The 13,370-nt window shown below is 68.7% G+C and carries 12 protein-coding genes; 6 read left to right on the top strand and 6 right to left on the bottom strand.

Annotated features, from left to right (window positions below; translation table 11 throughout):
* Positions 1 to 48: 48 nt before the first annotated feature.
* On the bottom strand, positions 49 to 1,479 hold the full coding sequence (locus tag HNO81_RS00550; protein WP_175316220.1) for a gamma-aminobutyraldehyde dehydrogenase: 1,431 nt from the start codon (positions 1,477 to 1,479) through the stop codon (positions 49 to 51).
* A gap of 167 nt (positions 1,480 to 1,646) precedes the next feature.
* Here HNO81_RS00550 and HNO81_RS00545 point away from each other — a divergent pair, with 167 nt between their 5' ends.
* Entirely contained in the window at positions 1,647 to 3,083 is a 1,437-nt protein-coding gene (locus HNO81_RS00545; protein ID WP_175316219.1) for a PucR family transcriptional regulator, read from the top strand.
* Positions 3,084 to 3,095: 12 nt separating this feature from the next.
* On the opposite strand, the gene HNO81_RS00540 is transcribed toward HNO81_RS00545, so the two are convergent.
* Positions 3,096 to 4,676, bottom strand: coding sequence for a CYTH and CHAD domain-containing protein (locus tag HNO81_RS00540; RefSeq protein WP_175316218.1), 1,581 nt, complete (start codon positions 4,674 to 4,676; stop codon positions 3,096 to 3,098).
* A 136-nt stretch (positions 4,677 to 4,812) separates the two neighbouring features.
* Here HNO81_RS00540 and HNO81_RS00535 point away from each other — a divergent pair, with 136 nt between their 5' ends.
* Positions 4,813 to 6,075, top strand: coding sequence for a CynX/NimT family MFS transporter (locus HNO81_RS00535; protein WP_175316217.1), 1,263 nt, complete (start codon positions 4,813 to 4,815; stop codon positions 6,073 to 6,075).
* Between the two features lie 4 nt (positions 6,076 to 6,079).
* A complete protein-coding gene (locus HNO81_RS00530) occupies positions 6,080 to 6,760 on the top strand; it encodes a FadR/GntR family transcriptional regulator (protein ID WP_175316216.1) in 681 nt (226 codons plus the stop codon).
* Between the two features lie 100 nt (positions 6,761 to 6,860).
* Here HNO81_RS00530 and HNO81_RS00525 read toward each other — a convergent pair whose 3' ends face one another.
* Positions 6,861 to 7,400: a hypothetical protein gene (locus HNO81_RS00525; RefSeq protein ID WP_175316215.1), complete on the bottom strand. Its 540-nt coding sequence runs from the start codon at positions 7,398 to 7,400 to the stop codon at positions 6,861 to 6,863.
* Between the two features lie 158 nt (positions 7,401 to 7,558).
* On the opposite strand from HNO81_RS00525, the gene HNO81_RS00520 reads away from it, so the two are divergent.
* The 3 genes from HNO81_RS00520 to HNO81_RS20050 are packed head-to-tail and all read left to right on the top strand — an operon-like array spanning position 7,559 to position 9,924.
* Positions 7,559 to 7,849, top strand: a complete 291-nt coding sequence (locus HNO81_RS00520) for a hypothetical protein (protein WP_175316214.1) — start codon at positions 7,559 to 7,561, stop codon at positions 7,847 to 7,849.
* Between the two features lie 3 nt (positions 7,850 to 7,852).
* Positions 7,853 to 8,680 (top strand): DUF1206 domain-containing protein, encoded by an 828-nt coding sequence (locus tag HNO81_RS00515; protein ID WP_175316213.1) that lies wholly within the window; start codon positions 7,853 to 7,855, stop codon positions 8,678 to 8,680.
* A gap of 29 nt (positions 8,681 to 8,709) precedes the next feature.
* Positions 8,710 to 9,924, top strand: coding sequence for an SRPBCC family protein (locus tag HNO81_RS20050; RefSeq protein ID WP_254703242.1), 1,215 nt, complete (start codon positions 8,710 to 8,712; stop codon positions 9,922 to 9,924).
* 75 nt (positions 9,925 to 9,999) lie between these two features.
* On the opposite strand, the gene HNO81_RS00505 is transcribed toward HNO81_RS20050, so the two are convergent.
* From HNO81_RS00505 to HNO81_RS00495, 3 genes are all read right to left on the bottom strand, one after another.
* Complete coding sequence (locus HNO81_RS00505; RefSeq protein WP_175316212.1) at positions 10,000 to 11,466, bottom strand: FAD-dependent oxidoreductase; 1,467 nt, start codon at positions 11,464 to 11,466, stop codon at positions 10,000 to 10,002.
* Between the two features lie 87 nt (positions 11,467 to 11,553).
* Positions 11,554 to 12,816, bottom strand: coding sequence for a uroporphyrinogen-III C-methyltransferase (gene cobA, locus HNO81_RS00500; RefSeq protein WP_175316211.1), 1,263 nt, complete (start codon positions 12,814 to 12,816; stop codon positions 11,554 to 11,556).
* A gap of 86 nt (positions 12,817 to 12,902) precedes the next feature.
* Positions 12,903 to 13,349: an SRPBCC family protein gene (locus HNO81_RS00495; protein ID WP_175316210.1), complete on the bottom strand. Its 447-nt coding sequence runs from the start codon at positions 13,347 to 13,349 to the stop codon at positions 12,903 to 12,905.
* Between the last annotated feature and the right edge of the window lie 21 nt (positions 13,350 to 13,370).

The following is a 13,370-nucleotide window of genomic DNA, read 5'->3' as shown; positions in this document are numbered from 1 at the left end:
TTTCTACGATTCCGGAATTCCAGGCAGGCTGGGAGGACGGGGAAACGGTCAGGAGTCGAGGGCGGACATCACGTGCTTGATGCGCGTGTAGTCCTCCACGCCATACATGGAGAGGTCCTTCCCGTAGCCGGACTGCTTGAAGCCGCCGTGCGGCATTTCGGCGGTGAGCAGGATGTGGGTGTTGATCCAGACGGCGCCGAAATCCAGGTCGCGGCTCAGGCGCATGGCGGTGCCGTGGTTGGTGGTCCAGACACTGGAGGCCAGGGCGTAGTCCACATCGTTGGCAAGTTCCACCGCTTCTTCTTCGGTACTGAACTTCTGGACGGTGATGACGGGGCCGAACGTTTCCTTCTGGACCACGTCGTCGGTCTGCTTGGCGCCGGTGATGATGGTGGGCTCGAAGAAGTAGCCCTTCTCCCCTGCCCGGTGGCCGCCGGTTTCGATCCGGCAGTTGGCCGGCAGGTTCTCCACCACGGAGGTCACGGCGTTGAAGTGGTTCACGTTGTTCAGCGGGCCGAAGTAGTTGTCTTCGTCGTTCTGGGAGCCCGTGTGCAGGGTCCTGGTGTGTTCCACCATGGCGGCCACGACGTCGTCGTGCACGGATTCCTGCACCAGCACCCGGGTGATCGCGGTGCAGTCCTGGCCCGCGTTGAAGAACGCGAACTCGGCGATGGCGGCGGCGCTCTTCTTGATGTCGGCGTCGGCGAACACGATGGCCGGGGCTTTGCCGCCGAGTTCCAGGTGGGCGCGCTTGAGGCCTTTGGCGGCACCGGAGGCAACGGCGATGCCGGCGCGGACGGACCCCGTGATGGACACCAGGCCGGGGACCTTGTGCTCCACCATCAGGGCCCCGGTTTCACCGGTGCCCAGCACCACGTTCAGGACGCCTGCGGGCAGGATGTCACCGGCCAGGCGGGCCAGGACCAGGGTGGACTCGGGGGTGGTGTCGGAGGGCTTCAGCACCACGGTGTTGCCGGCGGCCAGCGCGGGACCGATCTTCCAGATGGCCATCAGGAAGGGGTAGTTCCACGGGGCCACCTGGGCCACCACACCGATGGGTTCGCGGCGGACGTAGGAGGTGTGGCCCTCGAAGTACTCCCCGGCTGATTTGCCTTCCAGGATGCGGGCGGCACCGGCGAAGAAGCGCAACTGGTCGGCGCCGGCAGCCACTTCCTCGGAGGCGATGAGGGAGCGCACCTGGCCGGTGTTGCGGTGCTGGGCTTCGACGAGTTCGTCGCTGTTGGCCTCGATGGCGTCGGCGAGCTTGAGCAGCATGAGCTGGCGCTGGCCCGGGGTGACGTGCTTCCAGGTCCTGAAGGCGTCCTTGGCTGCCGTCATGGCCGCGTCCACATCGGCCTGCACCGACACCGGGGCATGGGCCACCACGTCGCCGTTGGTGGGGTTGACCACGTCCAGCAGGGTGGTGCCGGCTGGGGTGACGAACTTCCCGTTGATGAAGTTCTGCAAGGTTTGGACCACGGTGTGCAACCTCTTTCGTATGGGCCATCGGCGTTTGGCGGAGACCAGGACGGATGGATGGAACTGCCTTGAGCCTATTCCAGCGCCCAAGCGGGGTGAATAGCCACCTGCACACCCTTGCCAAGGGGGTTTAGTGCGGTTGCCCAGCTCACGTTTATCCTTGCTTTATGGCCATTTCCCTTGCCGCCCTGGTGGGCGTGACGTCCCTGAAGCTGTCCAAGGCGGGCGTAGCGGAAACCACCTGGAACCAGGACATCAACTGGGTGGCGGTGACCGAACTGGAGGATCCTCAGCGGTTCCTCAACGGCGGGGAGCTGGTCCTCACCACGGGGCTGCGGCTGCGGTCCGCCCCGGAGCAGCGCCGGTTCGTCCGCCAGGTGCAGCGGGCCGGGGCGGTGGGCATCGGGTTTGGCGTGGGCCTGTCCCATGAAGCGGTGCCGCCGGCCCTCCTGGCCGAGGCCAACAGGTGGGGCCTGCCGGTGGTGGAAGTGCCCTACGAAACCCCGTTCATCGCCATTACCAAACTGGTGGCCGATGCCCAGTCGGCAGACCACTACGCCAAGCTGGAACGCCTGATCGCCGGGCACCAGGTGCTGGCCAGGGCGTTGCTGACCGGCGGCGGCCTGGCGGAACTGCTGAAGAACCTGGGCGGCATGCTGCGCACGGACATAGCGCTGACCCAGTTCACCGCGCAGCTGTACAACAGCGGCGGCGCCCACCCGTCGGCCGATACGTGGTCCAGCTACCCCGTGCCCACCGGGCGGCGGGACGCCTGCACGCTGTGGGTGCGCCAGCCGTTCGAGGACACGGGCATCATCGGGTACGCGCAGAACCTGATCAGCGTGGAGCTGAACAACATGGTCAAGCAGCGGCAGGCCCAGCGCGCCCTGTGCGGCCAGGTGCTGGAGGACGTCATCCACGGCGCCCTGGAGACCAGCGAGGCACAGCGCCGCCTGGCGGGCATGGGCGTGAACAGCACCCGCAAGAACGTGGTGCTGCTGGCCGTCTCCGCAGCCCATGGGACGGCCCTGGGGAGCACCTCGGTGCCGCAGGAACTGGAGAAGGCGGTGGCCGCCGTCGTGGGCAAGGACCTGGTGCTGGTGGTCAACGACGACGGCGGGACGGCGCCGGCGCTGGCACGGAAGCTGAGCGACCACCTCGCCGAAGCTGGGATCCACGCCACGATCGGCATCGGCGGGGCCTACACCAAACCCAACGGGCTGCGCTGGAGCTACTTTGAGGCCCGCGACGCCGCCAGCCATGGGCTCCCCGTCAACGAACCGGAGCGGCTCAGCCTGACCTCGCTGCTGCTGGCCAGCGAGGACGTACCGCTGGCCGACATGGCCCACGAGTCCCTCAATCCCCTGCGCTCCTTCGATGCCGCGCACGGCTCGGAGCTGATGGGAACGCTGGAGAGCTACCTGAACAACAACGGTTCGGTGGCTGCGGTGGCGGAGGAACTGACGCTGCACCGCAACACGGTCCGGTACCGGCTGGCGCAGATCACCGAGCTGACCGGGTACGACCCCGCCGTCACCGCGGACCGGGTGCAGCTCTGGCTGGCCCTGGCCGTGGCCAGGTTGTCGGCACGGCAGGGCAAGTAGGACCGGTCCGCGTCAGATCACGTTGCGGCGCAGCAGGTCCCGCGACTTCTTCCAGGCCTTGCGGTACCCGGCTTTGGCCGCGGCCATCCGTTCCTCCTGCTGATTGAGCAGTTCCGTGTAGATGTCCGCCGTGGCGGGCTCACTGTGCTCGTCGGCGATGGCTGCCAGCAGGTCGCGGGCCACCACCGCGTCTTGGAACTGGCCCAGGACCTTTTGCTGCCGGCGGGCGGCCTTGGCCACCTTGCCGGCGCGTTTGCCATGGACCGGGACCGCCGATTCAGCCACGTGCCGGAGGCGTTTTGCGTCCTTGCGCACGCGGTGGAGCGCGAGTTCCTGGTCCCTGCCGCGCCGCGCGCGCCGTGCGGCCTTGCGGGAGCGCTGCAGCCGCCTGGCAGCCTTGTCCACGGCTTTCGACGCCGCCCGCCGTCCCGGTGCCACTGCGTCGGCGCGCACGGGCGGGTTGTCCCGGAAATCCTCGAGCTTGTCCAGGAGCCGGAAGTATCGGCCCGATCCCAGGGCTTCGAGCAGGAGCCGGTACGCGGCGTCGTAATTCCCGCCCGTGCGCTGTTCCACCGTTGCCGTGGCACCGGCCACGCCGTCGCCGGCCGGCAGCCCGCCAAGTTGGTCCCGCAGCTGGGCCTGCAGGACTTCGGCGTCCCGCGGCTGGCCCAGCAGCCCGCCGAGCCACTTCAGTTCGCTCCGCAGCTTGCGCACCGGTGATGCGCGATAGAGCTTGGCATAGGCCGCCAGGACGGACCGGATCCGCCGCGTGGCGGAGCGCATGTTATGGATGGCCTCGGGTTCCTCCGCGCGGACGGCGGCATCCCCGGCGAGGATCTGGTCGATCTGCCCAGCCAGGTACACGGTGACGACGGCGGCGGCCGGGGCCCGCTTCCCGGCCAGCAGGGCAGGGGTGCCTTCGGGTCCGGCATCCGCCTCACCGGCAGCGGCCCGCTTCCCCGCCTTTGTCCCGGCACCCAGGGCGCGCACCAGTTTGGAGGCATGCCCGGCCGGCCGGGCGCCGGCGGCCGCGAGCAGTTCCTCAACCGGCCCGAAGAGGCCGGGGTCGCCATGGACCAGCTCCAGCTCCCACTCGCGCCACTCCTGCCGTGCGTCCGTACCGCCCTCCCCCAGCCGTTCGGCGCTGACGTGGTCGTCCGCGAGGTCAGCGAGGTGGGTGCCGTGCTCCCCGTACAGGGGGTAGGTGGTCCGCCTGGTGTCCAGCCGCACCACCGGCGCGGGAACGGCGCCCCGAAGGTACGCGTGCAGGTGGATCAGCAGGGAATCCGGCACGGCGTCGGGCCGGCCCAGGGGCGCGTGCAGTTCAGTCCGCTGCCGCGGCCCTTCGCCGGCTGCGGCCCCGGCCGGCATCTTCAGGTGCCACCCGGCGTCCTTTCCGCCGGTGCGGCGGCGCAAGGTGATGCGGCGTGACGCCAGGACCTGGCCGGGGGTGTCGAAATACACCGCCTCAAGCAGGTCGGTGTGCGGATTGCCTGTCCTGGCCACCCCCACGACCTGTTCCAGTGGCGGCACCACGGCGCCGGCATCGACGTCGTACTTCTTCTCAATCTCGAGTCCCCGGGAAGCTTCCACAGCCGTCCTTCCGCACCGCCTGGTCCGCGCCAGGCACTCTGACAGTCCGTTGGCAGTCTATGGCAGGCAGCTGGCTGCCGGAGAGGTGGGCCACATAACTTCAAACATCAAACGTCTAACCTTTATGGTGGAGGGTATGACCGCCACTCCCCCCGCTTCCGCTCCCCCGGCCAACCACGTGGATGCCTTCGCCAATGGCGGCGGCGCCGCTGCCAGGCCGCGATCCGCCGTCGTCTTCGGCGTGGTTGCGCTGGTGCTGATCGGACTGAACCTGCGTGCGGGTATCACGGGCGCATCTGCACTGCTGCACGATCTGCAGGAAGTACTGGGCTACGGGGTGCTGGTGGCCGCGATCATCCCCTCCATCCCCACCCTCTGCTTCGCAGTGGCCGGCGCAGCCACCTCCTGGCTCACCGGAAGGATGGGCGTGGAGAAGGCCATCCTCCTGTCGCTCGCCCTGCTGGCCGGCGGTCTCCTCCTCCGCGGCATCCCCGCCACGGGCATGCTGGTGGCCGGCAGCGTGGTGGGAATGTCAGGCCTGGCCATCTGCAACGTGGCCATGCCGTCCTTCATCCGCGAGCACTTCGCGGCCCGCACGTCGCTGATGACCGCCGTCTACACGGTCACCATGACCACCGGCGGCACCCTCACGTCGGTGGCTGTGGTTCCGCTGGCACACGCGCTGGGTTCCCCGTCCGCCGCGGTGGGTGCCGTGGGCATCGCCGCCGTGGCCGCTTTCCTCGGCTTCCTTCCGGTGGCCTTGCACGCCCACCGGCACACCGTCCGCTCCGCTGCCGGGCATGTGTCCCCCTGGCCGCTGCTGCGCACCCGCAAGGGCCAGCTCCTCACCGCGATCTTCACCCTGCAGGCCCTGCTGGCCTACGCCCTGTTGAGCTGGTTCCCCTACATGCTCACCACCATGGGCCTGAGCGCGGCGGACAGCGGGCTGATGTTCGGCCTCATGCAGCTGGTGTCCGTGCCGGCGGGTATGGTGCTGATTGCCCTGGGCTCCCGGCCCCGGATGCTTCGTCCCGCGTTCTACCTGGTGAGCATCACCATGGCGGCGGGGATCGCATCGCTGCTGGCCCTCCCGGTAGCGCTGGCGGCCATCCCGGCCGTCCTGCTGGGCTTCGGCCTGGGCATCTTCCCCCTGGTGATGGTGATGATCAGCCGCAGCGGGACCAGCACCGCCGAGACCACGGCGCTGTCCACCCTGGCCCAGTCATCGGGTTATCTGCTGGCCACCGCGGGCCCGTTCGGCATGGGCCTGCTGCACAGCGCCACCGGCGGCTGGTCCCTGCCGCTGGTGCTGCTGCTGGCCCTGGCCCTGGTGCAGATCGTGGTGTCCCACCTCATTACCGGTCCTGCGATGGCCGGCACGCCTGCAGGCAGGAAGTAAGGCCATGGCCCTGAGTCCGTCCACCCGCCAGCCGCTCGCTGCCGAGGTCACGTCCAAACTGCGGGACATGGTGCACTCCGGCGAGTGGCCGCTGGACCAGCGCATCCCGTCCGAACCTGAACTCATGGCCCGGCTGGGGGTCTCCCGAGGCACACTTCGCGAAGCCATCAAGGCCCTGGCGCACGGCGGAATGCTGGAGGTGCGGCGCGGGGACGGCACCTATGTGCGCGCCACGAGCGAGATGTCAGGGGCCGCCCGCCGCATGTACCAGGACCATACAGAGCAGCACATCCTGGAAGTCCGGCTGGGCCTGGACACCCAGGCTGCGCGGCTGGCCGCACGCAATGCAACGGACGACGACGTCGCCCGCCTGCGCGAGCTCCTCGCCGCCCGGGACCAGGCCTGGAACAACGGCGACGTTGAGGCCTGGGCGGACGCGGACTGGAGCTTCCATGAGGGGATCGCCCGGGCATCCGGCAACCCGCTGCTGCACGAGCTGTACGCCAGCTTCGGGACCGCATTCCATCAGGACCTGTTAAAGCAACAGGCCCGGCCGGGCTTCAATGGACTCCCCCGCGATGGCCATGAAACGCTGCTGGACGCCATCACGCAGCGGGACGGGGACGCCGCCGTGGCCAGCGTGAACCGGAACTTGAACTCGTGCGCGGAGTGGCTGGCCGAGTAGCCGGGCACGTGGAACCGGCGCTCTTCTCGCCGCGGACATGCCGGCGGCCCGGCACTGTGGTGCCGGGCCGCCGTCGTCCGCTCTGTGTCGTGCTGGTCCGCTAGTCGCGGAGCAGGCCCGAAATCACGTTCTTGGGGCGCTGCATCTCGCCGTGCTTGGCGCCCAGGATGATCACCAGGGCGGCAAAGCCGGGGATGGCCCACTGGAGCGCCTTGAGCTGCTGCTGGGCTGACTTCAATTCGTCGGAGGCCGCAGCGTGCGGTTCGGTGGCACCTTCGGCGCCCTCACCGGCCAGCTTCTCCACCTTCTTGCCCAGGATGCCTGAATACAGGGTCACCGCGGCGCCCACCACGGTCACCGCCGTCTTGATGGCGGTATCGCGGGCCACGCCCTCCTGCTTGGCGATGCGGCCCTTGTTTTCCCAGGCAATGGCGAGGTCCGCCGCCAGGTGGGTGGCGAACGCCGCCGTCTGGAACGGCGCCCACTTCATCCAGCCGGCACTGGAGAGCCGGGTGCGTTCTGCGGGATCCTTGGCCTGGGCTGCTGCCCCGTTGAGGCCGATGGCGCCCATCAGGGATCCACCGAACCAGGCTGCTGCCGTCAGGTCGTGTACCGAACGGGCAATGAGATTTCCTGCCATGATGTGCGTTCCTAACGTTGTGATCGGTTCCGGGGAACCGGTGTGCCGCGGACTTCACGTGCCGTGTTCCATCGAGGTATGGTCCGCCCATGGTAAGCACACTTACTAATATTACGAAACCCGGTCCTTGGCAGGGGCAACCGCGTAATATCGTGGCCATGGGAAACACAGGGACATTGTTCGGCTGGGCCTTCGGGGACCCCGCCCGTGAAGGTGACGGCGGCTATGTGGACGGGCTGCAGCGGGAGGCCTTGGCGAATGCCCGTGAGACGGCACAAGCCAAAGGCGTTGGCGTTGTCCCCGGCTCCGAGGTCTTCACCGTCCTCAGCGCGGACGAATCCCTCGTGGAACTCGACAACGCCCCCGGCCGGCTGGTGGTCCGCTGCACCATCCACGTGGAGGGACCCGGTGCAGAGAAGCTGCGGGCCGAAGGTCCCATGAACGGCTAGCAGATGTCCGACGGCGACTCCACCCTCAGCCGGGCAGCGGACGCTGTGGAGGAGGCGTCCAACGCCAAGGCCCTGGACGTCCTGGCACGGTCTGGATTTGCCGTGATGGCGCTGCTCCACATCATCGTGGGAGTGATCGCCATCGCCATCGCCTTCGGCCACCCCGGGGATGCGGAGACCACCGGGGCCATCGCCCGCCTGGGCGACAACCCGTGGGGCCCCATCGTGCTCTGGGGATGCGTGGCGGCGTGCCTGGGCCTGGCGTTGTGGCAGGCCAGCGAGGCCACGCTGAGGGCCAGGAGCCTCCCGCGGAAGGAAAGGCTGGCCAAGCTGGCGTCCTCGGGATTCCTGGCCATCGCGTACGGGAGCGTGGGACTGACCTTCGCGGGCTTTGCGGTGGGGCAGCGCAGCGACTCGGGCGACAGGACCAGGGACTTCAGCGCCATCCTGATGGCCAACCCCGTGGGGCCCTGGGTCCTGGTGGCGCTGGGACTGACCATCCTTGGCATCGGGGTCTACTTCGTCATCAAGGGCGTACGGCGTGGATTCAAGGAAGAGCTGTTCCACTTTGACGGCACCCGCCGTGGCAGGCTCATCGACGGCCTGGGCGTTACCGGCCACGTGGCCAAGGGCATCGCACTGAACCTCACCGGGCTACTGTTCGTCATTGCCGCCGCCAAACACCGGCCGGACGAATCCACCGGACTGGACGGCGGACTCAAGGCCCTGCAGGACCACCCTTTCGGTCCCGCCCTGCTGGTGGCCATCGGTGCCGGTTTCATCGCGTACGGGATCTTCGCGCTGGTCCGGGCCCGGTTTGGCCGCATGTAGTTTCCGGTGGATGTGGGTAGGAAGGACATATGACCCAGCAACTGCGCGTGAGTTCCGCCATCACTTCGGGTGCCGGCCAGGCTTTCGCAGGCCTCTTCCGGCTCCTGAAACTGGCCCGGCCGGACCGGCCCATCCACCCCGACGGACTGGGGCTCTCCGGAACTGTGACCAGGACCGGCAACCCGGGCGGCCCCAGCGGGATCGACTGGCTGGACTCGCCGGGCACCGACCAGGTGGCGGCCCGCTTTTCCCGGTCCCTGGGATTGCCGCAGTCACTGCCGGACATCCTTGGCCTGGCCCTCCGCGTTTCGCCGGCTGCCGGCCCAGGCCCCGCGGACATCCTCTTTGCCTCCACCGGGTGGGGGCTGCCGGGCCGGTTCCTGCTGGTGCCGCGGCTGGGTGTGGCAGGAGCCGCCATGACTACGCTCATGCCCTACCAGGGAAGCCGGGGCCCCGTGCTGCTGGGGCTGCGGACCCGGAGCCTGCCGCCGGGTTCCCTGGCATCCGGGGAATGGGTACTGGGACTGTACTGGGCAGCGCCGGGTGGCCGTTGGCGGGAATGCGGTGAGGTGCGGCTGCAGGCAGGGGCCAACCCCGCCGACACCCCCTTGCGTTTCGACCCCCTGGAGCACCAGCCGCCCGGGGCGCAGGCCTACAGTTGGACCCGGCGCCTGCGGAAGCCGTCCTACCGGGCCGCTCGGCGGCCCGCACCTCCCGCCGTCGGACGCCCCCTGCACAAGGCGCCCGCGACGGACCCCGCGCTGCAGCTTCAGGAAAGCACCCCCGCAACCGAAAGGACCCCCATGTCCACCCTCTCTCAGCTGTTCAAGGCCCCCGCCGCCGACGTCTGGCGCGTCATCGCCAACGGCTGGCTGTACTCAGGCTGGGTGGTGGGCGCCTCCCGGATCAGGGACGTGGACGCTGAATGGCCGCAGGTGGGGGCCAATCTCCACCACTCGGTGGGCGCCTGGCCGCTGGTGCTCGACGACAGCTCCCGCGTGACCGCCGTCGAGCCCGGCCGCTCGCTGGAGCTTGTGGCGCGGGGCTGGCCCTTGGGTGAGGCCAAAGTGGAGATCACCCTGGAGGACCGCGGAGCACAATGCCTGGTGACCATTGCCGAAGACGCCATCCACGGCCCCGGCAAACTGATGCCCAAGGCCCTGCGCGTTCCCCTGATCTCGGCCCGCAACCGGGAAACGCTGCGGCGGCTGGAGCTCATGGCCATCGGCGGTGCGGGTAAATAGCCCGGCCGGGCTACATCGATTGTTAAACGCAGGAAACGCGGGACCCCCGGGCCCCGCGCTTCCTGTACCCGGGTCCTAGACCTGGGCGGCGACACCGTCACGCGAAATGGAAACCATGTCCTCGCGCGGCACCACCTTGACGCGCTCACGCTTGACCTCCACGCCGTGCGAGCCGCCGGCCTCGGTGGCTGCGGCGCCGAGGGCCAGCTCGTGGGCATCCAATGCCAGCCAGCCTTCCCAGCTGGTGAACTTCACACCGCGGGCATCCAGGAGTTCAGTCACGGCCTCCGCTGCAGGCGCCTCGGCGACCGGAAGGTTTTCGCGGTCTTCCAGCAGGTACGTAACGGTTTCCAGCGCGTCGCCCTTGGTGTGGCCGATGAGGCCGACCGGTCCGCGCTTGATCCAGCCGGTGGCGTAGAGACCCGGCACATGCTGGCCGGAGGCGTCCAGGACCCGGCCGCCGTCGTTGGTGACAACGCCCTTCTTGTGGTCGAACTCGACGTCCGGCAGGGCGGAACCGAAGTAGCCGATGGCGCGGTACACGGCCTGGACCGGGTAGTCCACGTACTCGCCGGTGCCGCGGGCGTTGCCGGTGCCGTCCAGCTCGGTGCGCTCGAACTTGATGCCCGCCACCTTGCCGGGGGCCTCGGCGTCGTCGTAGATCTCCACCGGACTGTGCAGGAAGTGCAGGTGCAGGCGGCGGGAAGCCTTGAGCTCGGAGAGGTCCTCGGGCTGCTCGGCGATCCAGTTGGTGAGCGTGCCCACCATGGTTTTGGTCTGGTTGTTCGTCTGGATCTGGCGGTCCGATTCCTCGTCGAACTCGAAGTCCTCCGGGTACAGGATGATGTCCACGTCCTTGGAGTGGGACAGCTCGCGCAGCTCCAGCGGGGTGAACTTGACCTGGGCAGGGCCGCGGCGGCCGAAGACGTGCACGTCGGTGACGGGCGAGGCCTTCAGGCCGGCGTAAACGTTGTCCGGGATCTCGGTGACCAGCAGGTCATCGGCGTGCTTGGACAGGACGCGGGCAACGTCCAGGGCCACGTTGCCGTTGCCGATCACGGCGATTTCCTTGGCCTCCAGCGGCCATTCCCGCGGGACGTCCGGGTGGCCGTCGTACCAGGAGACGAAGTCGGCACCGCCGAAGGAGCCTTCCAGTTCGACGCCAGGGATGTTCAGGTCCGCGTCCTTGATGGCGCCGGTGGCGAAGATGACCGCGTCGTAGTGCTTGCGGAGGTCCTCGATGGTGAGGTCCGTGCCATAGTCCACGTTGCCGAAGAAGCGGATGTCGCCGCGGTCCAGCACCTTGTGCAGGGCGTTCACGATGCCTTTGATGCGGGGGTGGTCCGGGGCCACGCCGTAGCGGATCAGGCCGTAGGGTGCCGGGTAGCGGTCAAAGAGGTCGATGCTGACGGTCAGCTCGCCGCTCTTGACGGCTTCGCTCTTGGTGAGGATGTCGGCGGCGTAGACACCGGCCGGGCCGGAGCCCACGACGGCGACGCGCAGCGGACGCGCAGCAGATCCTACGGTAGTGCTGGATGACACGGCTGTGTTCCTTTTCTTCTGCATCGATTGCTGAGTACTTGTCGTTTTGAAGGCTCATAACGACAAGTACGGAGCAATCGATGGGTTTCAGGTGGTGAGGACGGTCTTGCGGGGGCTGTTCGGGGTGGTGGTGCTGTAGTCAGCGGTTTTGAAGTGCGACGGCGCGAACGGGCTCACGCGCACCACGTCACCGATGACAATCACGGCAGGATTTGCGACGCCGGCCGCCTGGGCCTGCTCGGCGATGGAACCGAGCGTGCCGATGGTGACGCGCTGGTCCGGCAAATAGCCGTTTTCCACGATACCAACAGGGGTGTCTGCGGGCAGTCCGGCTTCGCCCAGCGCGGACGCGGATTCGCGGAGCTGGCCGACGCCCATGAGCAGGACGATGGTGTGGTCTGCGCGGGCCGGGACCTCGGAGAGTTCCTCGTGGCCGGTGACCACGCTGAAGCCCTTGGCCAGTCCGCGGTGCGTGACGGGGATGCCTGCGGCGGCGGGGACGGAGATGGCGGACGTCACGCCGGACACCACCTCAACCTCCACGCCGTGCTGCCGGCAGTACTCGGCTTCCTCGCCGCCGCGTCCCAGCACATACGGGTCGCCGCCCTTGAGCCGGACCACGCGGTGGCCCTGGAGCGCTTCCTCGACGAGGATCCGGTTGATCTCTGCCTGCGGCACGGGGTGGTGGCCGGGGGTCTTGCCCACCTCGATGACGCGGACGTCCGGGGCGAGTTCGGCGAGCAGTCCGCGGGGGCCCAGGCGGTCGGCGACGACGACGTCAGCCTGGCCCAGGAGTCGGCGGCCGCGGACGGTGATGAGCCCGGTGTCGCCCGGGCCGCCACCAACGAGGGCGACGGATCCACGGTGCGCGCGGCGGCGGCGCAGCGGCAGGTCCCCGGTTTCGAGCGCGGTGGCGACAGCATCGCGGACGGCCATGGCCCGGCGCGGGTCTCCCCCGGCGTTGACGGCGATCTTGACGTCGTCCACCACGGCGACGGCGGGGGTCCAGGCGGCGGAAGCTTCATGGTTGGAGGCGTTGACGCACCACACCCGCTGCGCCTCGGCGTCGGCCGAAACCTGGGCGTCCACGTCCGGAACGCCCGTGGCGGTCTGGACGAACCAGGCGCCGTCCACATCGCTGGAGCGGTAGGGCCGCGCTTCCCAGGTGACCAGGCCGGCGTCGGCCATTTCCTGCAGCGCGGGCGAGGCAACCGGGGCCACGACGGTGACCACGGCACCGGCGTCGAGCAGTCCCTTGGCGCGGCGGGCAGCAACGGGGCCGCCGCCCACCACCAGCACGGGGCGGCCGAGGAGCCGCAGCGCCGTGGGGTAAATGTCCTGAATTGCCATGGATCAACGGTAGGGCGGCGTCACATTGGCCTACAAAGGGTCAGCAACACCAGTTCACGTAAGGTAACGCTGCGTCACAAAGGATTTCAGGCGCGGCCGGCGAGGAAGTTGCCCCGGTTGGTGATCAGCCGTTCCAGGTACCGGGCCAGGATGAGGCGCTCGACGACGCGGCCCAGGACTCCCAGCGGGGCGGTGAACTCCACCCGGTCCGTCATGATGCTTCCCGCGACCGTGGGGGTGAACTCGTGGACGTGCCGGAAGGACCTGAAGGGTCCCTTGACCTGCTCGTCGGTGAAGCTGCGGGGGAAGTCAAGGGAGGTGACCCGGCTGGTCATGGTGAGGGGAATGCCGAAGTGCTTGGCCCGCCAGGTGACGTGCTGGCCTGCTCCGATGAGCCCCTTGGTGACGCCGCCAACCGCCCGCTCCCCCGAGTCCTTCTGGGAGTCCACGTGCAGGTCGATGCTGCGGGCACGGTCGAAGAGCTGCTCCACGGGACGCCGGGATTCGGTGCGGCACACGAAGCTGAAGGTCATGGCGCCAGTCTGCCATGCGCC

The organism is Pseudarthrobacter sp. C4D7, from assembly GCF_013359725.1.
Taxonomy (GTDB): Bacteria; Actinomycetota; Actinomycetes; order Actinomycetales; family Micrococcaceae; genus Arthrobacter.
The sequence above is the reverse complement of the archived record's forward strand: the minus strand, read 5'-3'. Positions and strand labels throughout refer to the sequence as shown.

Bases quoted from the DNA above. Each gene is read 5' to 3' on its own strand.
- HNO81_RS00545 (WP_175316219.1), top strand. From the start codon at position 1,647: ATGGCCATTTCCCTTGCCGCCCTGGTGGGCGTGACGTCCCTGAAGCTG.
- HNO81_RS00535 (WP_175316217.1), top strand. From the start codon at position 4,813: ATGACCGCCACTCCCCCCGCTTCCGCTCCCCCGGCCAACCACGTGGAT.
- HNO81_RS00530 (WP_175316216.1), top strand. From the start codon at position 6,080: ATGGCCCTGAGTCCGTCCACCCGCCAGCCGCTCGCTGCCGAGGTCACG.
- HNO81_RS00525 (WP_175316215.1), bottom strand. From the start codon at position 7,400: ATGGCAGGAAATCTCATTGCCCGTTCGGTACACGACCTGACGGCAGCA.
- HNO81_RS00520 (WP_175316214.1), top strand. From the start codon at position 7,559: ATGGGAAACACAGGGACATTGTTCGGCTGGGCCTTCGGGGACCCCGCC.
- HNO81_RS00515 (WP_175316213.1), top strand. From the start codon at position 7,853: ATGTCCGACGGCGACTCCACCCTCAGCCGGGCAGCGGACGCTGTGGAG.
- HNO81_RS20050 (WP_254703242.1), top strand. From the start codon at position 8,710: ATGACCCAGCAACTGCGCGTGAGTTCCGCCATCACTTCGGGTGCCGGC.
- cobA (WP_175316211.1), bottom strand. From the start codon at position 12,816: ATGGCAATTCAGGACATTTACCCCACGGCGCTGCGGCTCCTCGGCCGC.
- HNO81_RS00495 (WP_175316210.1), bottom strand. From the start codon at position 13,349: ATGACCTTCAGCTTCGTGTGCCGCACCGAATCCCGGCGTCCCGTGGAG.